This is a genomic window from Mycobacterium shimoidei (assembly GCF_900417275.1).
Classification (GTDB): domain Bacteria; phylum Actinomycetota; class Actinomycetes; order Mycobacteriales; family Mycobacteriaceae; genus Mycobacterium; species Mycobacterium shimoidei.
Genome location: NZ_UEGW01000001.1, coordinates 2677804 through 2703658 on the forward strand (window position 1 = coordinate 2677804; position 25855 = coordinate 2703658).

Sequence of the window (25855 nt, forward strand, 5' to 3'; positions counted from 1 at the left end):
AAGATGGACGTCGTGAAGGACCGCGACGTCGACGTGCGCTACGACGAGCACGCGGTGCTGGCGAGGCCGCCGAAACGCGAGGCCGCCGGCGTCAAGGCGGTGCTGGTGTCGCTGCGGCGCGGGCTGGCGTCGATGGGCGTTGTCCGTACCGCGGCCTCGCTACTCCGACTGAATCAGCGGCAGGGTTTCGACTGCCCGGGCTGTGCGTGGCCGGAAGAGCACGGTGGCCGCAAGCTTGCCGAATTCTGCGAGAACGGCGCCAAGGCGGTCGCCGAAGAGGCGACCAGGCACGTGGTCACCGCGGAGTTCTTCGCCCGGCATTCGATCGCAGACCTGGCGTCGCGCCCCGAACACTGGCTGAGCCAGCAGGGCCGGCTCGCTCAGCCGATGGTGCTGCGTCCCGGAGACACCCACTACCGTCCGATCGACTGGGACGACGCCTACCGGCTGATCGCCGACGAACTACACCGGCTGGCCAGCCCCGATGAGGCGGTGTTCTACACCTCCGGGCGCACCAGCAACGAGGCCGCGTTTCTGTACCAGCTGATGGTGCGCAGCTTCGGCACCAACAACCTGCCCGACTGCTCGAACATGTGCCACGAGTCCTCGGGCGCGGCGTTGGTCGACGCGATCGGCGTCGGCAAGGGCTCGGTCACCGTCGAGGACGTCACGCGCGCCGGCCTGATCGTGATCGCCGGCCAGAATCCGGGTACCAACCATCCCCGGATGCTGTCGGTGCTGGAGAAGGCCAAAGCCAACGGCGCGAAGATCATCGCGGTCAATCCGCTGCCCGAGGCCGGGCTGATCCGGTTCAAGGACCCCCAGAAGGTGCACGGCGTCATCGGGCGCGGAATCCCGATCGCCGACGAGTTCGTCCAGATCCGCCTCGGCGGCGACATGGCGTTGTTCGCAGGTCTGGGCCGACTGCTGCTGGAGGCCGACGACCGCGCGCCGGGCAGCGTGGTGGATCGCGACTTCATCGCCGCGCATTGCTCGAATTTCGCCGAGTACGAAGCGCATACCCGCGCGGTCGACCTCGACACGGTGTTGGAGGCAACCGGGATCTCGCGAGATCAGCTGCAACGCGTCGCCGACATGATGGCCGCGTCGCAGCGGATCGTCGCGTGCTGGGCGATGGGGCTGACCCAGCACCGACATGCCGTGCCGATGATCGCCGAAATCACCAACGTGCTGCTGATGCGGGGCATGATCGGCAAGCCAGGGGCAGGCTTGTGCCCGGTGCGTGGACACTCCAACGTGCAGGGCGATCGCACGATGGGGATCTGGGAACAGATGCCCGAAACGTTCCTTGCCGCACTCGACGAACGGTTCGGCATCGTCAGCCCACGCAAACATGGTTTGGACACCGTCGGCGCCATTCGCGCCATGCGCGACGGGCGGGCCAAGGTGTTCATGAGCATGGGCGGCAATTTCGCGTCCGCGACCCCGGATACCGCAGTTACCGAGGCCGCCCTGCGCAGCTGTTCGCTGACCGTGCAGGTATCGACCAAGCTCAATCGCAGCCATGTGGTGCACGGGGCGACGGCGTTGATCCTGCCGTCGCTGGGCCGTACTGACCGCGATATTCAGGCTGGCGTCAAACAGAAAGTGTCCGTGGAGGATTCGATGTCGATGGTGCACCTGTCGCGGGGCAGCCTGACCCCGCCCAGCGATCAGGTGCGCAGTGAGGTCGCGATCATCTGCCAGCTGGCCCGCACCCTGCTGGGTCCCGACCATCCGGTGCCGTGGGAGCAGTTCAACAACGACTACGACACCATTCGCGACGCGATCGCCGCCGTCGTCCCCGGCTGCGAAGACTACAACACCAGGGTTCGCCAGCCCGACGGATTTCAGCTGCCACACCCACCGCGCGATTCTCGCGAATTCCCCACTGACACAGGCAAGGCCAACTTCTCGATCAACCCGCTGCAATGGGTGCCGGTGCCGGAAGGGCGACTGGTGCTGCAAACCCTGCGCAGTCACGACCAGTTCAACACCACCATCTACGGTCTCGACGATCGATACCGCGGTGTCAAGGGTGGCCGACGGGTGGTGTTCGTCAATGCGGCCGACATTGCCAAGTTCGGCCTGCGAGCAGGCGACCGGGTAGATCTGGTGTCGGAGTTCGTCGACGGTGACGGGACGGTTCAGGAGCGGCGAGCCAAGGACTTCATGGTGGTCGAATACGCCACGCCGGTGGGCAACGCCGCCGCCTACTATCCGGAAACCAATGCGCTGGTAGCGCTGGACAATGTTGCGGCAAAATCGAATACGCCGGTGTCGAAGGCGATCGTGATCAGACTGGAGCCGGTATGACCGGAGTCGACCACGTCGGGCTGTGTGTGGCCGATCTGGAAGTATCGCTGAGGTTCTACCGCGACGGCGTCGGGCTTGACGTGCTTGCCGACTTCACGCTCGACGCCGATCTCGAACCGCTACTGGGTGTGGCGACCTCCCATGTGCGCACAGTGTTCCTGGGCGCGGCCAACGACGGTGGCAAGCTCGAGCTCATCGATCTCGGCGAGCCGCGGCCCGAACCCCCCGGCCCCGGTGTGCCGCACCGCGGTCTGTTCCTGGTGTCGTTCGTGACACCGGTGCAGCCCGCGCTGGATCGGCTGGACGCATTGGGCATGGGCGGCAAACCCCGGATCATGGCCGGGCTGGACGGCAGCGCGTGCGCGACCGTTGTGGATCCGGACGGCGTCACGGTCGAACTGCTGGAGCGGCCGGTAGCGCAACTCAGCTCGAGTCGAAATCAATGATATTACAGACAGTTTCACTGTAAGCAGATCAGCGTAGCGATCGTCGATGTCATCGAGCCGATAGCGCTCGGTGCAGAGCAGTAAGGGCAAGCCGACTCTTCGTAGCCACCGGGTAATGCGCAGTGATTTGTGCGCACCAGCAGGTGTTGACGGACGTACGGGCTGAGTTATGGAAGTTCAGGCAGCTCATCAGCGACGGCGGCCAAAGCGCGCGCCATCATCGCTTCCTTGCGAACTATCTCGCTTTTGGATGTTTACTTACGCTGGACAAAGGTGCCTTGACCCAAGTGATTATCAGCCAATATATTGAGCCAGAAGACTAGGCAATATTCACTTCAAGCTTATCTGGAGTGCGGATGGCAAGCGAGAGTCGCACTAACCTTCGCGGCAGGACAGTGGCCGTGACCGGGGGCGCGCGGGGGATCGGTCGAGCGAGCGCAGCGGCGTTTTCCGCAGTAGGCGCCCGCGTTGCGATCGGCGATCTTGACGCCGAACTGGCACAGAAGGTCGCCACCGAAATCGGCGGCGCCACTGGGAGCGAGGTGGTGGGGCTATGGCTGGACGTCACCGATCCCGGCTCCTTCGAGCACTTTTTCGATCAGGCTGAGGCTGCACTTGGCCCAGTGGACGTATTGCTTAACAACGCCGGCATCATGCCCACCGGTTTGTTCTTCGATGAGGACCCGGCAGTCACCGATCGGATAATCGACATCAACCTACGCGGGGTGATCGCCGGCTCGCGGCTGGCGATGCAGCGGTTCGTTCCCCGCGGCAACGGGGTCATCATCAACGTGGCGTCGCTGGCCGGGGTCAGGGGGTTTCCAGCGGTGGCGACCTACTGTGCCACCAAGCACGCCGTGCTCGGTTTCAGCGAGGCGTTGGAAGCCGAGGTGCGTGAGCACGGCGTGAGCGTGGTTGTGGTGCTGCCTGGTGTAGTGCGCACCGAGCTGTCGGCCGGTGCCTCTCTACCGACCTGGATGGAGCGACTTTCCACCGTCGACCCCGACGACGTCGCCATCGCAATACTTGCGGCGATGAGACGTGGGAAGTTTCGCGTCACGGTACCGGGCCGATTGGGCGTCTTGCTGTTGCTGATGTCGCTAATGCCCATGAAGCTGCGGCGCTGGGCCGACCGCATTGCCGGTACCGGCCGGGCTTACGTGCAGGCCGACCCCGTACTGCGAGAAAGTTACCGGCACCGCATCTTCGGAGGTGGAGAATGAGCTCCGGCTGTGGCGACTTCCCGAACACCCTGACGGAGACGGCGGCAGCGCTGCGCTCGGGTGCAGTCACTTCTGTTGCGCTCACCGAGGCGGTCATCGCGCGGGCCGAGAAGCTCGACAGCATGATCGGTGTCTACCTTGCTAGGTTCGACGACTACGCGATGGCCGCGGCCGCGACGGCCGATGCAGAACTGGCCGCCGGAGTCGACCGAGGTCCGCTGCATGGGATTCCTTGCGGCGTCAAGGACGTCCTAGCGATGGCGGAGGGTCCGACCACGGCGCAGAGCTTGATTCTGGACTCGGCTTGGGGCGCGGGATGCGACGCCCCGGTTGTCGCCCGACTCAAGCGGGCTGGTGCGGTCATCACCGGCAAGACCTCCGCGATGGAATTCGGCATCGGGCTCACCGACGCAGACAAGCCATTCCCTATTCCGCGCAACCCCTGGGACACTATGGCTTGGCCGGGCGGATCAAGCTCCGGGTCCGGTGCCGGAGTCGCCGCTGGTCTGTTCTACGCGGCGATCGGCACCGATACGCTTGGCAGCATCCGGATACCGGCCGGTTTCTGCGGGGTGAGCGGCCTGATGCCCACGTTCGGCCGGGTGCCCAAGTCCGGCTGCGTACCGCTCGGCTACAGCTTGGATCACGTTGGGCCGTTGGCCCGGAGCGCGGAGGACTGCGCTGCGGTGCTTGAGGTCATCGCGGGTCATCATCCCAGCGACCCCGACTGTGTGGACGCGCCGTTCGCTGCCGCTGCGAGTCTTACCGGCGACCTGGCGGGTGTCCGGGTGGGCGTGGTGACAGAGCAGCAGATCACTGCCGAGGCCGACCCGGCGCTGTTGCCCTCGCTCGAGGCCGCAGTGGCGGTGCTGGCGGAGCAGGGTGCGGATGTCCGTGATGTGCGGCTTCCTTACTCGGCCGAGGCGGTGACCGGAAGCATCGTGACGGTATTGGCGGAAGCGCTCGCCTATCACCGTGACGACTTGGCCCGACGCTGGGAAGACTATTCCGACATGACTCGCGCCATGATTGTCCAGGGAGCGCTCGTCTCGGGCGCGGATTACGTTCAGGCGCAGCGTGTTCGCCGTGTCACCCAGCACGCCCTCGCGGAGCTGTTCACCGAGGTCGACCTGATTGTCTGTCCTACCCTGAAGGTCGGTGCACCCAGTTACGATCTGCTCAAGTCACACTGCCAAGACATTAGTTGGCTGGCCGGGCTGGTCAACACCGTCTATTGGGATTTTGTGGGCAATCCCGTGCTCGCGGTTCCTATGGGGTTCACTTCAGGCGGGATGCCATTGTCAATGCAGATCGCCGCGCGGCCATTTGACGAGGCGACCGCATTGCGCGCCGGTCAGGTTTACCAGAAGCACACCAGCTGGCATTTGCAATGGCCAGCCATCTGTTGTGGCTAGCTGCTTTTCGGCCCGAGGAGGAACGGATGGAGACGAACACCTACGAGAGTTCGGTGCGTGCGATGCTCGCGGCGTCAGGGCTGTCGCCCGGCACCGACGAGATCACCATGCTCTGCGCTGGCTACCCTGTGTTGCGGGCCGCGATCGACGCGCTCTATGACGTCCCCGATGCCCGTTACGCTGACCCCGCCCTTCGATTCAGCGCCGCCGCCACCCCCCACGCCGACTGGGCATCCTGACACGGAGGAGCCTCCAGGGTCTGCAAATTCAGCGGTAGTTCAGCAACCCGGAAAGGCATGGCACACAGTGTGTCAAACACGGCTGTTCAGCTCTGATTGCTCGGGGTCACCTCGAGCAGGTTACCGGCGATATCCGCCAGTGTGGCGTTGATACCGGCGAAGCTACGCAAATGCCGAATTTGCACAACGTCATTGATCATCATTTGACACGCTTGTATCCGAATTCGAGCCTCGATGGGCGTCCAGTTGAGGTGTACTTGCGTGGCAAGGTGTACCCACTCGTCGATGTACTCCCGTTGCGCGCGTCGGGCATTGCGACAGTCGGGTTCGGGCAAGTAGGCGGTCTCCGACAGCAAAGTTGCGACGAGATAGGGATTTTCAAAGGCGAAGACTTGGTAACTGTGCACCACCCGCGCCAGCGCACTGGCCGGATCGGCTGCCCCTGCGACAGCGCGGCTGAAGTCCCGCCACAATGACTCGTTACCGCGAAATATCGCCGCCGACAGGATGTCCGTCTTAGCTGCGAAGTGGTTGTAGACGCTAGGTCCGGCGATACCCACTGCGGCGCCGATGTCGTCGATGCTAGTAGCCGAGAATCCCTTCTCGGCGAACAGGATCGTGGCAGCCGAAAGGATCGCCTCCCGGCGTGAGCGCACGGCGAGCGCACTGTGATGCTCGCCGTGATCAGCGGGAAAAAGATCAACGTCAGCGTGCAGCGGCATCGCGATAAGCTCACTCAACAGTGCGGTAAATGCTGGTTCCGGCAGCGAAAGGCGGTGAAATGAAACGCTGTTAGCCACACCAAGTGCACACCATGCCAGCAAATCTGCTTCGGCAGACCCGAGGTTCGGACGTAGCTGACGGATATGCGCGGCGAGTCGTTGACCGATCCGTCGAGCGATCGTGCGCAGCCGGCGCCGACCCTGGGCGGTCAAATAACGGGCCTCTCGCCGCCATAGCACACCGACGCTGCGACGCTGCAGAATTACACCGGCCAACGTTTCCGCGATGTCGGCCGACGTGTCGACTGCGCGCAACGCATCCTCGAGGTTATCCAAGCTGTCTTCGACCACAGCTTCCAGCAGATCGTCTTTGCCCCTGAAATGTCGATACAACGCAGACGGGCCAATGGCCACTGCTTCGGCGACCTCACTCATGGTGACATCGCCATATCCGCGCTTGTAGAACAGGTCAGCGGCCGCCTCGATGATCAACCGTCGTCGGTTGCGTGGCCTGGTTCCTCTAGCCGGCCGGGTCGCCACTGACTTGCCGCCGCCACCGACCGGGGCCATCGTACTCCTCGCAGACATTTATGTTGCTATCACGCTTACACTAGCAAAACTTCACTTCGCTAACGAACTTTCGGCGTTATTGCCGGTATATCGTTGTGTAACTGGCTACAACCATGCAGCTTCTTAATCGATGGTCCGAATTGGTAGCTAGGATAGAATCACTAAGGTGCCAACCGCGTCGCGGTGACCATTCGTCGTTTCGCTTTTCTGCTCGGAGTGCGGCCAATACGGCGAGTTCCGCGCGCGCTGACGGCACGCATCACTGCAATCATAATCTCTATTTTCGGGGCGGAGAACGGGAACCAGATCGGTTCCTTGGTCAAAATGGGCAACCGTGGTGTAGTGATCGCCTGTGCGCGACAATATTTACGCAGCCCGTCGGCGCCACCCCAGCGAGTGCCGATTCCGGACTTTTTCCAGCCGCCCATCGGCAGGGCGAAGTTGAACAAGTTGGCTGCCATGTCATTGATGTTGACGGCGCCGACTTGGAGCTGACGGGCGATCCGTTCGCCGCGGCCTCTGTCGGCGGTCCACACCGTCGCTGATAGACCATACGGAGAGTCGTTGGCCAGCCGGATCGCCTCGGCTTCGTCATTGACTTTCATAACCGGCAACGTCGGGCCGAACGTTTCCTCGGTGACGCAGCTCATCGAATGGTCGACGTCCACGAGTATTGTTGGTTCGAAGAATGTACCTACGCCGGTTGGCTTGCCGCCTATGGTAACTCGCGCCCCGGCTGCGATGGCCTGGTCGACGTGCCGTTGGACGATGTCGAGTTGACGCGCGTTGGCCAGCGCGCCGATGTCGTGTTTTATGGCTCGACCGTCTTGACCTTGGCGTAGCTCAGCGACGTGCCGGGTAAGCCGCGCGACGAAATCGTCGTAGACTGCTTTCTCGACGTAGACCCGTTCGACCGAAACACACAGCTGTCCGGCATTGAGTAGCCCGCCGAACGCGATCCCATATGCGGCACGGTCGAGGTCGGCATCGTCAAGCACGATGGCAGGGTCCTTGCCACCGAGTTCGAGGCTGTAGGGGATCAACCGCTGCGCGCACGCCGTTGCGATCGTGCGACCGGTTCGGGTCGACCCAGTGAATTGCACGTAGTCGACGTTGTCGGCCACAGCCGCGCCGGTGTCACCACGACCCGTTGAGACAGCGAAAACCGGGGGTGCGCCGATCTCCGTCCAGCCGCGCAGCAATTCTCGCGCGGCCAGTGGGGTAACCTCTGAAGGTTTCAGTATCACGGCGGCCCCTGCGAGCAGCGCGGGTACGACGTCGATTCCGGGCATGGCGAACGGAAAGTTCCACGGGGTGATCACGCCAACCACCTGGTGGGGGCGATATACCGTAGTGAGCTTCTTTACCTTTCCCAGCGGTGAATGCGGCGATGGGTGCTCGTCGGCGAGGAATTTCTCGGTGTTGCGGGCGTAGTAACCGATCAGGTCAGCCACCATGGCAGGCTCGAGGCTGGCATCGAAACGTGGTTTGGCGGTTTCGTGTTGTACGACGTCGGCGATGTGGGCTGCGTTGTCGAAGATCCAGTCTTGCAGTTGCAGCACCCAATGCTTTCGGCCCTTGGGCCCGATCGATTCCCAGTCGGGCTGGTGTCGCCGAAGTTGCTGCACCGTCGCGGCGACGACGTCCGCTGATTGGTCCTCGACATGTCCGACAATGGATCCATCGGCCGGATTGCACACTTGGATTTCGCGTCTGACAGTGCTCGGCTCTGGTGCGGTCATCGTCGATCCCTCCGTAACTCTTGTAGTTCGTGAAGAGCGCGCAAGCGCGCCAGTGATTGGGCCTCACTGATTGCCGTCTTGCGAGCATCTTTCGCGCAGAGCAACTTTGAGGACCTTGCCGGTGGCAGACAGTGGTAGCGCGTCGACGAACTCCGCGCTACGGGGCACTTTGTAGCCGGCGATGAGCTTTTTGCAGTGCTCTCGCAACTCCTCCGTTGTTACCCGTTGCGTCGGCTCGAGCACCACGACGGCATGCACACGTTCACCCCATTGCGGGTCAGGCACGCCGATCACGGCACATGCTTTCACCGCAGGGTGCTTGGCGAGTGCGTTTTCGACCTCCGCGGAGTAAACGTTCTCGCCGCCGGTGATGATCATGTCTTTGATGCGATCGACGATGAACACATAACCGTCACCGTCCATGTAGCCGGCGTCGCCGGTGTGCATCCAGCCGTTGCGTAACGCCTCAGCTGTTGCATCGGCGTTATTCCAATAGCCCTGCATGACATTCTCTCCCCTGACGATCACCTCCCCAACGGCGCCGCGCGGTACCTCGACATCATCGGCGTCAACGATGCGGACCTCCGTGTGCGGTGCTGCGCGACCAGCAGCGCGCAGCAGCATGGGAACGTCATGATCGGTGGGAGAGAGCAGGGTCGCAATCGGCGAAAGTTCTGTCATCCCATATGCCTGAGTGAAAGCCGCGTTGGGGAAGATCTTTCGAGCGCGTTGGAGAGTCGGCTCTGCGATTGGGGAGGCGCCGTAAATTAGGTGCCGCACTCCGCCGAGGTCAAGCCGCGTTGCGCCTGGGTCATCGGCGAGCATCTCGATCATGGTCGGCACCAGCATGGCCGTGGTGATCTGTTGTTGGACAAAAGTGTTCAAAACCGTACTGACGGTAAAGTTCGGCAGGAATACATGGGTAGAGCCGGTGAGGTTACCCATGATCCAGAGAGCGATATCGGCCAGGTGAAACATCGGCGCGACATGCAAGACTCGGCCAGCGCCGGTTGCGAAGTAGCCGCTCGCCAACGCTCCCAGCGCGGAGGTGAGCACGTTGCGGTGGCTGAGCATCACGCCTCTGGGTTGACCGGTGGTTCCGCCCGTGTAGAAGATGCCGAGCAAAGCATCACCGCCCGTGCGGGTATCTTCAATGGGTCCGGTCGAGGCCACGAGATCGTCGTAGCGGAGCGCAGACTCGGGTAGTTGCCCATCCCCGGCCAAGATCACTGTCCGCAGCCCATGGAACTCGGCACGCAGCGCGGGGACAAGATGGGCTAACGCGTCGTCGACTAGCAAGATGCGGGTATCGGAATCGCTGAGCGAGAAGGCGATCTCGGCCGGACTCCAGCGAGTGTTGACCGGATTGAGGACACCGCCGACCCACGGGACGGCGAACAGGTACTCGTGGTAATAGTCGGAGTTCTGGGCGAGGATACCGACTCGCTCGCCGCGCCCGACACCGATGTCGCGCAGCGCTCCCGCGAACCGGGCGATCCGTTCGACCGAGTCGGCAGTTGTCCGCACACGCCCGCGGTAGACGGTGGCGATGCTGTCCGGCTGTTGCTGCAGGGCGCGGTGCAGCGATTGCGTCAAATACACAGCCATACCTCTCGGTGATCGGAAAAGCAGTCCTCATGGATTGTCGGTGCGCATCGGTGCCAGGCGTTGTCCCTGTTCTCTGGAGAGCCCTCGGGTGCCCTCTGAAGAGACCAGGATAAGTGAATATGTAAAAGTTTGTAAATAGACTCAGCCGTCGCTGTATCCAACCCGAGCTACGGCACCGTGGCGCATCTGTAGACGGGAATGTATCAGTATGCCTGCCGCGTGACAACATAGCCAGATCACACATCGCGGCGGTCGACTTGAGGACCCCAGGAACGTATATGTGAATATATGCTAGTCTAATAGATAGGGGTTACATCCGTCGGTGCGGCTACAGACGGTCCAGACGCCGTCAAGGTAGAAGTCCAGACGGCCAAAGTAGACGCAAGCAGGATGTCTTGCCGTATGGAGCACAAAGACTCGAGCCCCTTGACGCGGCCACGATATAGCGATAGAGCAGTAGCGACGAGAAAGACATCTCACGAAGTTAAGAGTCAAGCCGCGAGCGAGAGAGGAGGTGGAAACGCCAGGTGTTCGTTGTAGAGCCGGCCGGTCTGCAGGCAGTGGTGGAGTTGGCCGAGGAACTTGTTGAACAGGTGCCGTTGGGCTTGGTGGTTCCAGTCTCCGGCGGCGCGGCGGGCATCGTAGTGGCGGCGCGCGCCCGGCGAGGCGCGCAGCGATCCCAGTGCCCAGATCGGGCCGACGGCGGCCAGTCGCCGGTTCTTGATGTGGCGATGCAGGACAACGGTTTTCTTGCCGCTGGCGCGGGTGATGGGGGCGGATCCGGCGAAGGCTTTGAGTCCGCGGGCATCAGCGAAGCGGGTTCGGTCATCGCCGATCTCGGCGAGCACCCGGGCGCCGGCCAACATCCCCAGGCCGGGGAAGCTGGTGATGATCTTGGCGTCCGGGTGTTGCTCAAAATGGGCGATCGCCGCCTCGGCCAGCTCGTCGGCCGCGGTGCAGGCGGCCTCGAGTTGGCGCAACAACGCCGCCAGTTGGATGCCCATCGCGTTTTCCACGGCCGGCGGTTGGTGCAGGTAGGTGTCGGTGAACACGGCGCGCAACCGCTCGATATCGCGGTCGAGATGGCGTCGGCGGCCAGCTTTGGTCAGCAGTCGGCGCAGCCGGGCGGGAGTCAGCGTCGCCGCCTGCGTTGGGGTCGGCGCAGCGGCCAAGATGGTGCGGGCGTCGGCGCGGGCCAGTCCACCCTCGGGCAGCCCGGCGAACGCGGCGATGGCGGCCGGGTAGAAGTCTTTGAGCAGGTCGCGGATCTGGTTGCCGATCTGCTGACGCGCCCAAACCGCATCTTGCTGGGCGCGGGCGAGCACCCGGATGGCTTGGGCCAGCTCGGTGTCGGCGGGCAGCGGTCGGTGCGCGGCGGCATCGGTGCGCACGATATTGGCCAGCAGCACCGCATCGGTGGCATCGGATTTGGCCCCCGACACTGCATGCCGTGCCCGGTACCGCGAGGCCGCCAGTGGGTTGATCGGGTAGATCACCCGGCCGGTTTCGCGCAGCGCGGCCACCCACAGTCCGCGATCGGTTTCGATCCCCACCGGGATTGGATGCGCGGCGCTGTCACCGGCCTCAGCCAGCAGCGTCAACAGAGCCGCGAACCCGGCCGCATCATTGCTGACCCGTCCGCGGGCCACCACACGCCCGTCGTCGTCGATGACGGCGACATCGTGATGTTCAGTGGCCCAATCAATTCCACAAAACAAGCCCAAGGTGTCATCACTCCTTCGATCGATGGTTATGCCGTCACCGGTGGACTCACGCGGCGCCCTAATCGCGGGACTCTTAGGTCCGTCATCTCACTAGCCGTCCGTGACTCCAGCTCACCGCAGGACCTCGTTCTATCGAAGAGCTCAAGGCTCGGGAAACACAGTCGGGAGGTCAACCCTGCGGTGGGCTCGGGCAACGGCATCCCACCACCACCGGAGGTGATCTGCCGTCAGGCGCGCCGTTCTTTCTCTAGACGTCGAGCGTCGGGACAAACCAGGCATCACCTGACAGCAGACCAACCAGGAAACAGACCCTGGTCGCCACCACGACCAGCAATCCATCCCTACTAAACGATTAGGACAGTTGCATGCCTGCTCCCCGTGCGATACCTGCAGTCCGTCGGCTCAGCGAAGCCAATCGCTTCGCCTCGGGGAGGCGCCGCAGGTCACGGGCTGTGCCGATGCTCGTCTTCACCACCGCGATGAGTGCAGCTGCGCTGGTGGCAGCCCCACAGGCATCTGCCGTTCCGTCGCCGGACGTCGACTATTTGTACAACGTGTCGGTGCGACGCCATTACAACTTCCCGAATGGCGACGCCATCGGCTACGGCCACGGGATCTGCGACAAGGTCGGTGCCGGCCAGAGCTTTGCCCAAGTGATGGGCGATGTGAAAAACGACGTGACCCCCAACGACGAGTACGCGGCGAACTACCTGGTTTCCTATGCGGTCAGTCAGTACTGCCCTGAACAAATCTGGCAGCTCCGAAACTCGGCGGCCGGCTACCAACCGCCGCCGGGAACTGAAAGTCCGGTGAGCGGACTTCAAGGCGACGTGGCCGGGAAGTAAGGGATACCGACCAACAAGGCGGCGGACATTCGCGATTAGAGCCGCTGTTGGGCCTTTCGGTCAGCCTGACCCGAAATCGATGACACCGCAGACGATTTCGCCGGTAGGGAGACGGCCCGCCCCGGCATTTTGGTTTGCGAAGTGAGAGAATTGCTATTCTCATAGATTCTGAAACGGGCAGGCGACCGGAGGAGATGCAGTGCTACGCGACATCCGCGATCTCACATCGGATCCCGAAGCATATGCAGCGGAGTTGCGGCGCCGGTGGGGTGGATTGCTGAGTTACCGTTACATCGGCCGCCGTCATGCCTCGATGAATACCGGGCCAGCTGACGACACGGTGACTGTCCGCAACGACATGCGCAACGGCGCGGGTGGACTTCTGCTCTCGGTCCTGGGAATTGCCTCTCCAGAAGGAGGTTTGGTAACTGATCTCGAAGCGGTACCGAACCCGGTCATACATTCCTGCCAGGTAGTTGATCCCGGGCACGATGTGAAGCGCTTCGAAGTGAAGACCGAGGACTTAAAACGCGGCCGGCAGATGGCGTACAGCCGATCTCGAATCGTCGACGCGGACCAGCCCGACCGGGTGCTGGCGATCACTGAGGGGCAGGGGGTCAGCATCGGTACCCCGCCACCGGGACTGCAGCGGATGGAGGTTGATCCAATAGAAGTCACCGATGCACCGAATATGCCGCCGCTTTGGCAGGTCTTCGGTGGCCGGCGACGCAGCGACGGCGCATGGACGTTACCCGAGTTGTCCGCCGAGTTCGCATCCCCCGACGCAGCCCTGCACGTCGGACCTCAGTTCGTCATTCTTGAGGCGGCAGCAATCGATCATGCAGCGCGCAGCGCCGGCACCGACAAACTTCAAGGCGTGTCATCTCATGTCATGTTTCTCGCGCGCGGCAAGTACGGTCCCTTCCGGTTTGCCGGTGAGGTGATCAAAGGACCTGGCCGGACAATTGCCGTGCGCACGCGTGGGTACGACGACGGCGCCGGCGGCAAACTCATTACCACCGGATCGCATGTATTCGAAATCGTGGATTGAGTGCGGGGTTGTCGGACAGTCACTCGAATGCGATGACGCCGCGGATGTTCTTGCCCGCGCGAAGGTCTTTCATGGCCTCGTTGATATCGTCGAGCTTGTATTTCTGCGTGACTAGCTCGTCGAGCTTGATCAAGCCCGCCTCGTACATTGACAGTAGTTTCGGCATGGCCTCACGTGGGTTCATCTCACCGTAGAGCACACCCTTGAACGTCTTACACGAATTGACCATGTCTCCGAGAATCATCGGCACCATCATGTCGGTCACTTTGGCCATCCCGGTCAGCACACATGTTCCGCCCTTGCGCAACAACATCATCGCGACCAACACCATGTCCACCGGCACCACCCCGGGTGTGAGAACGACCCGGTCGGCCATCACACCCCAGGTGATTTCCTTGACCAACTCCAGCGCGGCACCAGTGTCGGCAGCGGTGTGGGTGGCGCCGAACGTCGGTGCGATCTCGCGTTTGAACTCGTTGGGGTCAACGGCGATGATGTGCTTGGCGCCGGCCACCTTTGCTCCCTGAACGGCGTTCATGCCGATTCCACCAACGCCGACCACAACGACGGTGTCGCCCACTTCGGTACCTGCTGCGACCGAGCCCGACCCGAACCCTGTTGTCACACCACAAGAAACCAAGGATGCGGCCTCCAGCGGGATCCAGTCGTGCACTTTGACCAGGGAGCGCTCGGATGCCACCACGTACTCGGAGAACGTACCGACTTGCATCATCGCCATGAGGTCTTCATCTCCGAGGTGGCGCCGCCGAGTGCCGTCGGTGGTCATCGCCTTGTCGTAGAGGTCAGCACCCACGTCGCACAGATAGGTGTAGCCGGTGGCGCACCATCGGCAGTTGCCGCAGGCGGGAAGAAACGAGATGGCCACGTGATCACCGGGTTTGAGCGTCGTAACCTCTGGGCCGACTGCTTCGACGACACCGGAGCCTTCGTGGCCGCCAAGCATGGGGAACCATTCAGGCACCGGAAGGCCGGACGCTCGCATCATCTGTTCCATCTCCGCGGTGGGCACACTGTCGCCGGTATAGAAGTGCTCGTCGGAGTGACAGATGCCTGCGTAGGCCATCCTCACTAGAACTTCGCCGGCGTGGGGCGGGTCGAGCTCTACTTCGGTCACCTCCCAGTCCACACCGACACCGCGCAACACCGCTGCTTTAGACTTCATCGCGCCTCTTTTCGTTTCGGGAAAAGTCCGGGTGTCACGCTCAGACGCCCTTCACCATTGTCGAAGTTCGGCCACGGCCCCGGAGGGCCGCGGAACCAGGGTCAAACTCGGAATGAAACTGCTGTTACCGCAGCGAAGTACGGAATGGACGACGTCGACGAGATGGTCGGCTTCGACGAGGCCGCCCTGCATGTAGCCGTGGTCCATCCAGTAGCGGATAGCGTCCTCCAGTGCCCTGGGATCCCACGTCTTGTTGAACTCGGTCTGCGAGTCGCCCTCGCCACCGAAGCAATCGCCCACTGCGAGCCGAGTGAAACCGATGTTCGGATGCTCGATTCGCCATGCCTCCACGAGTTTGTCCAGCGCCGCCTTGGACACCGCGTAGGCGCCGAGCAGCGGCCAGGGCGCTGAGTACGATGCGCTCAGCGACGACAGATACACCGCTGATCCCGCGCTGGCGGCCAGGTGTGGCGCCGCGGCCGCCGTAATCAGTGACGCGCCGGTGACGTTGGTGGCAAACAACTCCCCCCACTGTTCGGCGCTGACGTCGGTCAGCGGGGCGAGCACGCCGATACCGGTGGTGTAAACCAACGCGTCCAGGCCGCCGAATGCTTCGACTACGTCAGCCATCGCCATTTGGCACGCCGCGCCGTCGGTGACGTCGCAGGCGACGGCGACGGCACCAACGCCGGCCTCTTTCGCGGCGTTGGCCAGACGGTCACGTCGTCTGGCGAGAAAGGCGACCCGGGCGCCCTTGCCGGCGAGCCCTATCCCGATGCACCGGCCAAGCCCTGCGGACGCTCCGACCACAGCCACTCTCAGAGGTGGCACGTCAGGCATGTGGTCTCCTTGAGAAGAGTTCGAGAGGAACATTATCACCGTCGTAGAAGCATGATATTCAGTTTGTGTGAACAGCCATTTCCGCAAGCTGCGCCACTGGCGCGGCCTGTGGCAAAGCCTTATCGTCGCAGTACTTTTCGCGGCTCGGCCGCGAAGCTCAGCAAGAGTCGGTTGAGCACGGTCGCAGCTCGGCGGCGGGCCTGCGCGGGTTGCTTGGCGTGCGCGACGAGCAGTGCGCCTTCCTCAACGGCGGCGACCACCATGTGTGTCAGTTCGCCGACAGGTTGATCGTCGATGACGCCTTCGGCAATCGCCTCGCGGACCATCTCGTTGATCAGGGCGATGCTGTTGCTTTCCTGGATCGCGCGCAGGGTCTGCCAGCCCAACACGACTGGGCCGTCGAGCAGCATCACGCGTTGAACCTCGGGCTCGGTTGCCGACTCGAGGAAACCCTGGAGTCCGGCCGAGAGCCGCTCCCAGGGATCGGCGCCACGCGGCGGTGAGGCCAGCGACCGCAATGTCAGGTCGCGTTCGACTTCCTCGAATACCGCGCGGAAAAGCTCAGCTTTATCTCTGAAGTGGTGATAGAACGCTCCGCGAGTGCCCACGCCCGACACGGCGACCAGATCGCCGATGCTCGTGTTGAAATAGCCCCTCTCCACGAACAAGGTCCGGCCGGCGTCGACGAGGTTGCGCCGCGTCTGATCGCCCCTTGCCCGACGCTCCGTGTCGGTGCCGCCGCGCTTTGCCATGCCGAGCATCGTAGCAACATTCAGGATGTATGTTGCGACAACGCGGGCGCGGCCTTTACGGCCGGACCAAAGCCGGACGGCAGCGACGGCCGATAACCGGCATATGCGGAATCGTAAACGTCGTAAACGTCGATTTCCGTACCCGATGCAACAACCTTCATGTTGTATGTTGCCGGTATGGCAGACGAAGAGGTTCGCGCATACGGGTCGGTGGCACCGCTCAAAGTCGGGCTGCTCAACGACTATCCGACTCGGGCGGGCACCGACAACGACACCCTCGATACTCTGCGTTTGGTCTTCGACGAGGCGGTCTCCGCGGGTCTCGTCGACCGGGCGATAGAACTGGTAGAGCGCCATGTGGTCGGCTTGCCGAACGGCACCTACCACGCCGTGCAAACCGCCTACGACGAATTAGTCGCCGAGGGCTGTTTAGCGATCTACGGCCCGTACGTCTCCGACAATGCGGTGCCATTAGCCGCACACGCCGAACGAGTGGCCAAGGTTCCCAACATCGTCCTGTCCGGCTCGGAGGGAGCACTCGGCGAGTGGACGTTCGCGCTGAACAACGGATCGATGCCCGAAGAGCCCGTGATGCTCGCCGCCGTGATGCTCGGTGACGGCCGGTCCCGGATAGCCATCGCCTACGAAGCATCTCTGATCGGCAAAGAGTACCTGACATACGCCGAAAAGGCTTATTCGGCTGCCGGATTGAAGGTTGTTACCACAGTGGCAATACCGCAAGTGGAAGCCGACAAATCCGAGGTCGTCAATCAGCTGCGCGATGCCGAACCAGACGCCCTGGTGCATGTCGGGTTCGGCCACGGGCTGTGGGGCTTCACGGACGCGCTGTTGGCGGCCGGGTGGGATCCGCCGCGGTACACCACCACCGCATTCGAGATGGCCCACATCAACGCCGAGTGGATGCGGCAGCTGTCGGGCTGGATCGGACTGGACAGCTATGACGAGCGCAATCTCGTCGGGCAGGCGTTCCTGGATCGTTTCGAGGCTCGCTTCGGCCGCAGGCCGCGACACTCGATGCCCGGTCTTACTCACGACGTGGCGACGGTGATCGCGCGCGGGCTCGCGGCGGCACGCCCGTTGACCGGAGGCGGCGTCAAGCACGGCATCGAACAGGTCAAACTCATCCCGTCGGCCAGTGGGGCGCCGGGGACGTATTTGCGATTCGGCCGCTACATCCGGCAGGGCTGGATGGGCACGGACTATTTGATCGCGCGACGGATCCTGCCGGACGGTTCAGCGCACGTGTTCCACGCTGCGCCCAGCGACCACATCTCACGCGCGGTTGGTGTCGGCCCCCGCTAGTCGGATCGCGCCGAACACCGGGGCGGTTACGACGCCCGGTGGCGCGGCCAGCACGTCGGGAATCGCGCGCACCGCAGCCATGGCGATCATGAGATGACCGGGCTCGGCGTGCGTTCCGGTGGGCGAGTCGTCCCATCCGACGTCCAGCTGTAATTCAAAACTGGGTTTTCCCTTGATGATGGCCCGGATCAACGGCGCCTTTTCACCGGGAGCGAGGGGCTTGAGGCCCCATTGCGGGAGGTCGCGGGTAAGGACCCACTCCTCGTGGATGGCGAGCAGCGGCCGGTCAGACCAATGGCCGACCCACGAAAATCGTTGTCCAACGACGGTTCCCGCTTCCATGGTGCCGGCGCGCACCTCGAGGTCGTGGGGGAGTGTCGTGCAGTCGACGGACACGTCAACATGCGACAACGTGATCCCAAGTACGTCCGCGGTGGCATTGAGCGCCTGGCGATAGGCCAAATCGAGCTTTTTGATGATTGGGGAATTGACGCTGACGTCTTCGGGTGGTCGGCCCATGCCCATCAGATCGACGAGCATCGGCTTGCTGTCGACCCCCGACACGTCCGTAGCCTCATAGAGGTCGATTCGGTCAATGGTCTTCGACAGCGCCGTGACCGTGGCGACCAGGCGTTCGAACATGAAGCCCGGATTTTCACCCGCCGCGTGGAAGCGAGACTTGCCTGCACGGCACGCGTCGACAAAGGCGCGTTCCGTCTGCGTCCCGTAGGTGGGCAGATGGTTGTATGAGGTGGTCGTGACGACACTGGTTCCAGACGCCAGCAGTCGGCAGATATCTTCGGCGTTGGTTTCGACGGCATGGGCCTTGCTGGCGGCGTGGACGACGACGTCGGCGCCAAGGCCGAAGATCTCCTCTTTGTCCATGGTGGCGAGCACTCCCGTTGTGGGTGGTAGCCCGCACAATGTCCCGGCGTCCTGCCCAGCCTTGGAGGGGTCGTACACCAGCACCCCGACTAACTGGTAATCGGGATTCTCAATCAGTTCCTGCAGGGCCGCGCGACCCACGGCCCCGGTAGCCCATTGCACGACCCGAGTTGCCAATCGAATGCTCCTGGTAGCTCTTTCGCGTATCTACCGTTACTGGCTTTACTCAACCTACATCATGTAGGTTATCAACCACCAGTGTGTATGTTGGTTGAACCGATGCAGCAGTGAGGGGTCGTCAGATGGCCGAGGCGGCGACTGTCGAGCAGCTTGAACAAAGCATTCGGGATGCGCAGGCCAGATTCAACGAAGGCATGGGGGCCGATGGCGACGCGTCGCCATATCCGCTGCTGAAGGAACTTCGTGCGAAGGGCCCCGTGCACGCCGGCTGGCCGGAGATGGGGATGGTCGGCAATTCGGGTGACGGGCCACCGACCTTCACCGCTTACACGTTCGACACCGTCAAGGCGATCTTCACCGACAACATCACTTTCAGCACGCGATGTTACGAAGATGTCGTTCGACCGCTCCAGGGTCCGACGATCCTGGAGATGCAGGAACCCGAACACGCGGTTTACCGCAAATTGCATGAGTTCGCCTTCGCCCGCTCTTCGATGAAGCGCTGGGATGTCGAACTCGTCGGTCCGTTGGTGGCCAGAACCATCGGGAAATTCAAGGAGGCCAAGCGCGTCGACCTCGTCGATGCGGTCTTCATGCCAATCCCGGTGCGGGTGATCGCGGCGCTGTTGGGGCTTCCGGATTCCGATGTGCTGCAGTTCCATCGACTCGCCATCGACCTGCTGGGTTTTAGGGGGGACATGGAATGCGCGTTGCGCGCATCGGCCGAGATGAAGGAGTATTTCGTCGGGATTCTGGCCGACCGGCGCAAAGCGCCGAAGGACGACATGGTTTCGATCTTGGCTGGCGCCGAAGTCAACGGTGTGAAGATGTCCGACGAACAAATCTACGGTTTCATGCGTAACCTGCTGCCGGCTGGCGCGGAGACGACGTCACGGTCGACGGCCAGTCTCGCGCTGGCGCTGCTGACCCACCCCGACCAACTCGATGCCGTGCGCAACGACCGCACCCTGCTGCCGCAAGCCATCGAAGAAGGTATCCGCTGGGAAACCCCGCTGCTGAACTTCATGCGCGAGGTGACCTGCGATACCGAGATAGGCGGAATGCAAATTCCCAAGGGTGCGACCATGATGCTCAACCTGGGAAGCGCCAATCACGACGAGACCCGATGGGACGATGCCGAATCGTTCGACATCTTCCGGGATCGCAAGCCGCACATCGGCTTCGCTCACGGAGCACATGTGTGCCTTGGTATGCATCTGGCCAGGCTCGAGACCACTAAAATTTTCAACGCTTTGTTCGATGAACTCCCCGGACTGCGGCTCGACCCGGACGCGCCGCCGCCGTACATCACCGGCACGATGTTCCGTTCCCCGCCGCGGCTAGACGTGGTGTGGGACTGAGCGCGAGGTTTGTGATGACACGGGTGATCCAGTGGGCGACCGGCGTTACCGGGATGATGTCACTTCGTCACGTCATCGCACGGGCGGATCTCGAACTGGTCGGGGTGCGTGTCTACGACCCTGCGAAGGCAGGGGTGGACGCAGGCACGCTGTGCGGTGCCCGCGAACTCGGACTTTGTACTACTGCCGATCGCGACGAGATCATCAGCACCGACGCGGATGTGGTCCTTTACATGGGCAAGGTCGAAACCGATACCCCGGGCTGTTTTGCCGACGTCTGCGAGCTGCTCGCGTCGGGCAAGAACGTCGTGGCCACTGGAAGCCGGTTCATCCATCCCCGGTCGCTACATGCATCGCTGGCAGATGGCATCGAGAATGCGTGTCGCACAGGGCAATCCTCGTTTCTCGGACTTGGCATATATCCGGGATTCGTCGGCGAATCGTTGGTACCCATCCTGTCGCGACTCACCGCACGCGTCGGTCGGATCAGCGTCCGTGAAGTGCTCAACTACTCGACGTACGCCAGCCATGACCTGATCTTCAATGCGATGGGGTTCGGGCATACGCCCGAAGACACCACGCCGCTGCTGGCGAACACCGAGTACGCGGCGAGTGCCTGGATCGGCAGTGCCACCGTGCTCGCGCAGTCGCTGGGGCTCAAGATCAGGTCCGTGCAGGGGTTCCGCGAAGTCCAGACCACACCGCGGCCGTTGACGGTGGCTGCCGGCGAGATCCCCGCCGGAACGGTTGCCGCCATGCGATTCGGTGTCGAGGTCGATTGTGGCGCAACCACATTAGCGGTCGAGCACCTCACCCGCATGGCTGATGATCTCGCACCGGACTGGCCGACAGAGATCGGCTACGAGGTGACCTTCGACGGCGAGCCGAACATGAGGCTCCACCTCGTGATCGGCTCGCACGACGAGGATCACTCCGAACGGGCTTGCTTGGCCACCGCCATGCATGCGGTCAACGCAATACCGACGGTAATCGCGGCCGACCCGGGGCTTTACGACCTTTCCGCGATCGCTCCATTCGTCGCACACTGGACAAACCGGTCGACGGTGATTTGAGGCTAGACGTACAGCTAAAACGCGCCTGAGGTCCCGTTGCCGAAGTCCGGGTAGCCCCCGATCAGCGGGATGGAAGGCAAAAAGCCTTGCCTGCGGCCGATAACGCCTATTCTCGTGATGTGACATACAGGGTGAAGGTTGACCCATACTACGACCCATTTGACTTCGAGATCGATGACGACCCGTACCCAGCGTGGAGGCAGCTGCGTGACGTCGCGCCGCTGTATCACAACGACAAGTACGGCTTCTACGCGTTGAGCAGGTACTCAGATGTCGCCCGCGAGCTGGTGAACTGGAGGGATTATCGGTCCGGTAAAGGCACGACCATCGACATCATCCTCAACGGGGTCGACGTACCACCCGGCATCATCCTGTTCGAGGACCCGCCGATTCACGACCTGCACCGCCGGTTGTTGTCCGGGGTTTTCACGCCACGGCGGATGGCGGCCATCGAACCGCTGGCCAGGGAGTTTTGCAGGCGCGCGTTGGAGCCTCATACGGACTCCGACACGTTCGACTTCATCGCCGACCTCGGCGCCTGGATGCCAATGCGCACCATCGGATACCTACTGGGCATACCCGAGGATAGGCAGGTCGCGATCCGGCAAAACACGGACCGGCTACTTGAACTCAAAGACGGGGGGCTGGCCGAAATCGCCGATGACACGCTGACGCGGCAAGGCTCAATGTTGGAGGAATTCATCGACTGGCGCTACGAACATCCCTCCGATGATCTGATGACCGAACTGGTCAACGCTGAGATCGAGGAACCCGACGGCAGCTGCAGGCGGTTGACCCGCACCGAGGTGCTGACCTACGCGGGCACGCTCGTTGGCGCCGGCAACGAGACGACGACGCGGTTGATCGGCTTCGCAGGGCAACTGTTGTCGGACCATCCGGACCAGCGCCACGAGCTCGCAGCGGATTTCAGCCTTATACCCGGCGCGGTCGAGGAAGTGCTGCGCTACGAGGCTCCGTCGCCCGTGCAGGCACGCTATGTCGCCCGTGACGTCGAACATTATGGGCAGCAGGTGCCCGAGGGGTCGGTGATGTTGCTGCTCAACGGATCGGCCAACCGCGATGAGAGGCAGTTCGCCGACCCCGACAGATTCGACATTCACCGGCAGGCCGCTCATCTTTCCTTTGGGCACGGTATCCACTTCTGTCTCGGTGCGGCGCTGGCGCGGCTTCAGGCACGCATAGCGCTCGAAGAAGTGCTCACCAGATGGCCCGACTGGGAGGTCGACTACGACAAAGCGAAGCGCGCTCGCACCACAAGTGTCAGGGGCTGGGCAAGCCTGCCGGCGAGGGTGTGACATGACGGATGCCGTTGATTCCGGGCCGCGTTATCGAGCCGGAAACTCACCGAGAGTTGACCTGTCGCAACCCTCTTACGATCAGAACCCCTATGCAAGTGTGAGGGTCTACGAGCCGCATGGGCATCCGCGTGACGCGGGAAAGACGGGACCTGTCCATAAGTGAGGCGCACGTCGTATTGCCGGCCGAAAAGAGGTAGTGGAATTGGCGAAAGAAGGTAAGCGGCGCTACCGGGTAGTCCACGTCGGTACCGGGCTGACCGGCCGCCAGGCGTTGCGGGCGATCATCGATGATCCTGTGGTGGAACTGGTCGGCGTCAAGGTGTCGACGCCGGAGAAAGTCGGGGTGGATGCGGGCCAACTGTGCGGGACGACGGATGTCGGCATAGCCGCGACCGACGATACGTCAGCAGTCTTGGCACTGGCTCCTGAGTGTGTCACATACTGCGCGACAGCGGTCCGACGCGAAGAGGAAGCCATAGCAGATATCGCCGCCTACCTCGAGGCGGGCGTCAATGTGGTGACGTTCTCGACGATTCCGATGGTTTACCCCGCCGTAGCCCCCTCCGAATGGCGTGAGGTTTTGGAAAGCGCAGCGCAAAAAGGGAATTCGACCTTCTACGCCACTGGCAGTGAGCCGGGGTTCATCAGCCTGAACATCCCCACAGCTCTTCTCGCGGGGGCGGGTCGAGTCGACTCATATCGAATGGACGAGTATGCCGTCGATCTGGACAAGGCCTATCCGATCTGGGACGTCTTGCACGAGTCGATGGGCTTCGGGAAGCCGGACGGTCACGTGCCGGCCCGGATCGCCTCGGGAAAGGTGAACAAGGACTGGGAGACCGTGGTCCGGTACATCGCTGACATCCTCGGGTTCAAGCTCGACCGCATCGAACTTGAATGGGAGACGCTGCTCGCACCGACCGATCTTGAGACTGCACTGAGCATCATCCCCGAGGGCACGATTTGTGCTCATCGCTGGCAACTCGCCGGAGTCATCGGCGCGAGACCGGCTGTCGCAGTGCAATACTTCGCGGCAGTCAGCAGCACGCCATGGCCGGATCGCTGGCCTAAACCGGCCCGCGAGGGCGAAGGCGGAATGGTGTTTCGTGTCGAGGGCAGTCCCAGTATGAGCTTGGAGTTGTATTTCGAGCAGTCGGCAACCGACCGGGTGAATCCAGGTGTCGCGGTCACGGCGATGGCCGCGGTCAACGCGATTCCCGACGTCGTCGACGCCCCGGCGGGCGTCATCGCCAATCCGCTGTCGGGGCCGTCGCTGGTGACTCGGCAATCGCGCACCTAGCTAAACTCAAATGCGTCGTGCAGTGCGGTGATCGGCGGATCCGGCCACTTGGCTGCCGCTCAACGGTCCGCCAGAAGAGAGCTCAGCTGCTTCGCCAGGTCGGATTTCTTGACCTTGCCCGTCGCAGTAAACGGTAGCGCGTCTTTCCGCGTGATCCAGATGAACTTCGGCACCTTGTACGCAGAGAGGCGACCTCGTACCTGCGCGCGCAGACCCTCGCTGTCGAGTTCGCAGTCTCCGCGTGGTACCACCGCCGCGGCGACGACCGTGCCGTTGCTGCCGTCTTCGGCCCCGACGACATACGCTTCGAGCACACCATCGCACTCGGTCAGCGCTCGTTCCACTTCGCTTGGGGTGACGTTGGTTCCGCCGCTCGTCTTGATCAGATCGCCCAACCGGCCGGTGAACTTGATCCAGCCGTCGTCGTACTCGACGCCGCAATCACCGGTGCGATAGTAACCGCTTGCGGTGAACACCTCTTCACGTTCGCGTTTGTAGAGGCGCTGCATCAACGAGTATCCGCGAACCCAGATCTCGCCTTCCGTCCCTACCGGGACCGGTATGCCTGTTCCGGGATCGACCAGGATGTGGCTCAGGCCCTCCACGGAGAACCCCCCGGTCTGCGCGCGGTCCGGCGGCTGCGGCGGATACGGATCGACTCCGATGTGGTTGCCGCACAGTTCGGTCATGCCCAACGCGTTTGGACCTTTGGGTCGCTGGTCCGGCGGCACCATCGCGGGCATGCTGGTGCGCTGCACCGAACTCAGGTCGCGCCCGGCGAAATCGGGGTGCTCCGCCAAAGACTTGCCCTGCTGCGGCCAACCGAGCGCGATGGTCGCGCGGTAGCGCTCCATCAATTCCAAGGCGTTCGCCGCATCGAACGCCGGCTGGGTGCCGAGTGTGGCGCCGTGGTGAATGACGGCGTGCAACCCGGTGATCAACCCTCCCACCCAAAAGAACGGCATTGCGGTGAACAAGACAGTGTCGGGCATGACGCCGTACTGGAAGGTGAGGTTGTAGGTGTGGCGAACCAAGGTTCCGTGGGTGTGCACGGGCGCTTTCGGATCGCCAGTGCTGCCCGACGTGTAAATGATGGCCACTTCGTCTGCCGGCGTCACGCACGACTCGACATCGACGAGGAAGCCCGCATCGATGCTGGTCGGTGCTTCTTTGTCTTCGAATGCGGTCGCCCAGGTTCGATCGCAGGGTCCCCACACCCCGATCGTGCGCAGATACGGCGTTCTGGGCAAGACGATGCGACCCGGTTCGCGCTGTTCGGCAAGCCCGGGCAACGCCTCCTCGAGTCGCTCGACGAAATCGTGGTTGCGGAAGGCCGACCACGCCAGGACCGCTTTCAGGTCAGCGTGACGGATGGTCCAGGCCAGCTCGGACGTTTTGTAGAACGTGTTGAGCGGGACGGCGACCGCGCCGATGCGCGTCGCAGCGAACCAGGCGAGTGCCCATTCCACGCTGTTGGGCATCAGAATCCCGACGTGGTCACCCTTTCCGATGCCCTCGGCAAGCAGCGTCATCGCCAATTGCGACGAACGCAGGTCCAGATCGGCGTATGTCAGCACGTGCCCGTCGACGATGAGGAACGGTTTGTCACCGAACCGCGCCGCAGACGATCTCACCAGTGCGGGGATCGTCGGCGTGATGGTCGGGAAGGGCATGCGGTCGCCGTCTCCTAGAACGTTCGTTGGGCCTCAACAGGATAGTTGGCTTTGCGTCAGACGAG

21 protein-coding genes are annotated in these 25855 nt (G+C 62.7%); 12 read left to right on the forward strand and 9 right to left on the reverse strand.

Translation table 11 applies throughout. The features are described 5' to 3' along the window. Positions 1–3 precede the first annotated feature (3 nt). The 5 genes from MSP7336_RS13105 to MSP7336_RS13130 all read left to right on the forward strand — a co-directional run bounded on the left by MSP7336_RS13105 (position 4) and on the right by MSP7336_RS13130 (position 5639). The gene (locus tag MSP7336_RS13105) at positions 4–2316 is read left to right on the forward strand and encodes an FdhF/YdeP family oxidoreductase (RefSeq protein ID WP_069394418.1); all 2313 of its coding nucleotides are present in this window, start codon (positions 4–6) and stop codon (positions 2314–2316) included. Then, positions 2313–2762, forward strand: a complete 450-nt coding sequence (locus MSP7336_RS13110) for a VOC family protein (protein WP_113963867.1) — start codon at positions 2313–2315, stop codon at positions 2760–2762. The genes MSP7336_RS13105 and MSP7336_RS13110 overlap by 4 nt, the downstream gene beginning before the upstream one ends. A 356-nt stretch (positions 2763–3118) precedes the next feature. Then, positions 3119–3985 (forward strand): SDR family NAD(P)-dependent oxidoreductase, encoded by an 867-nt coding sequence (locus MSP7336_RS13120; RefSeq protein WP_113963868.1) that lies wholly within the window; start codon positions 3119–3121, stop codon positions 3983–3985. After that, complete coding sequence (locus tag MSP7336_RS13125; RefSeq protein ID WP_113963869.1) at positions 3982–5400, forward strand: amidase; 1419 nt, start codon at positions 3982–3984, stop codon at positions 5398–5400. The genes MSP7336_RS13120 and MSP7336_RS13125 overlap by 4 nt, the downstream gene beginning before the upstream one ends. A 26-nt stretch (positions 5401–5426) precedes the next feature. Next, positions 5427–5639, forward strand: a complete 213-nt coding sequence (locus MSP7336_RS13130; protein ID WP_069394423.1) for a hypothetical protein — start codon at positions 5427–5429, stop codon at positions 5637–5639. A gap of 86 nt (positions 5640–5725) precedes the next feature. Here MSP7336_RS13130 and MSP7336_RS13135 read toward each other — a convergent pair whose 3' ends face one another. From MSP7336_RS13135 to MSP7336_RS13150, 4 genes are all read right to left on the reverse strand, one after another. Beyond that, a complete protein-coding gene (locus MSP7336_RS13135) occupies positions 5726–6931 on the reverse strand; it encodes a TetR family transcriptional regulator (RefSeq protein ID WP_113963870.1) in 1206 nt (401 codons plus the stop codon). Positions 6932–7092: 161 nt separating this feature from the next. After that, entirely contained in the window at positions 7093–8673 is a 1581-nt protein-coding gene (locus MSP7336_RS13140; protein ID WP_113963871.1) for an aldehyde dehydrogenase family protein, read from the reverse strand. Between the two features lie 63 nt (positions 8674–8736). Continuing rightward, positions 8737–10275 (reverse strand): long-chain-fatty-acid--CoA ligase, encoded by a 1539-nt coding sequence (locus MSP7336_RS13145; protein WP_113964901.1) that lies wholly within the window; start codon positions 10273–10275, stop codon positions 8737–8739. A gap of 497 nt (positions 10276–10772) precedes the next feature. Next, positions 10773–11999 (reverse strand): IS110 family RNA-guided transposase, encoded by a 1227-nt coding sequence (locus MSP7336_RS13150; RefSeq protein WP_181786972.1) that lies wholly within the window; start codon positions 11997–11999, stop codon positions 10773–10775. A 464-nt stretch (positions 12000–12463) separates the two neighbouring features. On the opposite strand from MSP7336_RS13150, the gene MSP7336_RS13155 reads away from it, so the two are divergent. After that, a complete protein-coding gene (locus MSP7336_RS13155; protein ID WP_069394633.1) occupies positions 12464–12850 on the forward strand; it encodes a DUF732 domain-containing protein in 387 nt (128 codons plus the stop codon). Positions 12851–13049: 199 nt separating this feature from the next. Continuing rightward, entirely contained in the window at positions 13050–13901 is an 852-nt protein-coding gene (locus tag MSP7336_RS13160; RefSeq protein ID WP_069394427.1) for a hotdog family protein, read from the forward strand. A gap of 19 nt (positions 13902–13920) precedes the next feature. On the opposite strand, the gene MSP7336_RS13165 is transcribed toward MSP7336_RS13160, so the two are convergent. From MSP7336_RS13165 to MSP7336_RS13175, 3 genes are all read right to left on the reverse strand, one after another. Next, a complete protein-coding gene (locus MSP7336_RS13165; protein WP_069394428.1) occupies positions 13921–15084 on the reverse strand; it encodes an NDMA-dependent alcohol dehydrogenase in 1164 nt (387 codons plus the stop codon). Between the two features lie 51 nt (positions 15085–15135). After that, complete coding sequence (locus MSP7336_RS13170; protein WP_069394429.1) at positions 15136–15924, reverse strand: SDR family oxidoreductase; 789 nt, start codon at positions 15922–15924, stop codon at positions 15136–15138. A 119-nt stretch (positions 15925–16043) separates the two neighbouring features. Then, on the reverse strand, positions 16044–16676 hold the full coding sequence (locus tag MSP7336_RS13175) for a TetR/AcrR family transcriptional regulator (protein ID WP_069394634.1): 633 nt from the start codon (positions 16674–16676) through the stop codon (positions 16044–16046). Positions 16677–16853: 177 nt separating this feature from the next. Here MSP7336_RS13175 and MSP7336_RS13180 point away from each other — a divergent pair, with 177 nt between their 5' ends. Then, positions 16854–17999: an ABC transporter substrate-binding protein gene (locus MSP7336_RS13180; RefSeq protein ID WP_113964902.1), complete on the forward strand. Its 1146-nt coding sequence runs from the start codon at positions 16854–16856 to the stop codon at positions 17997–17999. Here the strand turns inward: MSP7336_RS13180 and MSP7336_RS13185 are convergent. Beyond that, positions 17970–19046 carry a dihydrodipicolinate synthase gene (locus tag MSP7336_RS13185; RefSeq protein WP_113963872.1) on the reverse strand — a complete coding sequence of 359 codons (1077 nt, stop codon included), beginning with the start codon at positions 19044–19046 and terminating at the stop codon, positions 17970–17972. The two genes, MSP7336_RS13180 and MSP7336_RS13185, sit on opposite strands and share 30 nt — an antisense overlap. Before the next feature lie 140 nt (positions 19047–19186). Between MSP7336_RS13185 and MSP7336_RS13190 the strand changes: the two genes are divergently transcribed. The 4 genes from MSP7336_RS13190 to MSP7336_RS13205 all read left to right on the forward strand — a co-directional run bounded on the left by MSP7336_RS13190 (position 19187) and on the right by MSP7336_RS13205 (position 24117). Then, positions 19187–20425: a cytochrome P450 gene (locus MSP7336_RS13190; RefSeq protein ID WP_069394431.1), complete on the forward strand. Its 1239-nt coding sequence runs from the start codon at positions 19187–19189 to the stop codon at positions 20423–20425. A 14-nt stretch (positions 20426–20439) separates the two neighbouring features. Further along, positions 20440–21498: an NAD(P)H-dependent amine dehydrogenase family protein gene (locus tag MSP7336_RS13195; protein ID WP_069394432.1), complete on the forward strand. Its 1059-nt coding sequence runs from the start codon at positions 20440–20442 to the stop codon at positions 21496–21498. Positions 21499–21617: 119 nt separating this feature from the next. Continuing rightward, a complete protein-coding gene (locus MSP7336_RS13200; protein ID WP_069394433.1) occupies positions 21618–22814 on the forward strand; it encodes a cytochrome P450 in 1197 nt (398 codons plus the stop codon). Positions 22815–23019: 205 nt separating this feature from the next. Continuing rightward, on the forward strand, positions 23020–24117 hold the full coding sequence (locus tag MSP7336_RS13205; protein ID WP_220178573.1) for a dihydrodipicolinate reductase: 1098 nt from the start codon (positions 23020–23022) through the stop codon (positions 24115–24117). Between the two features lie 59 nt (positions 24118–24176). Here the strand turns inward: MSP7336_RS13205 and MSP7336_RS13210 are convergent, their stop codons facing one another. Beyond that, positions 24177–25790, reverse strand: coding sequence for a class I adenylate-forming enzyme family protein (locus MSP7336_RS13210; RefSeq protein ID WP_113963873.1), 1614 nt, complete (start codon positions 25788–25790; stop codon positions 24177–24179). Positions 25791–25855 lie beyond the last annotated feature (65 nt).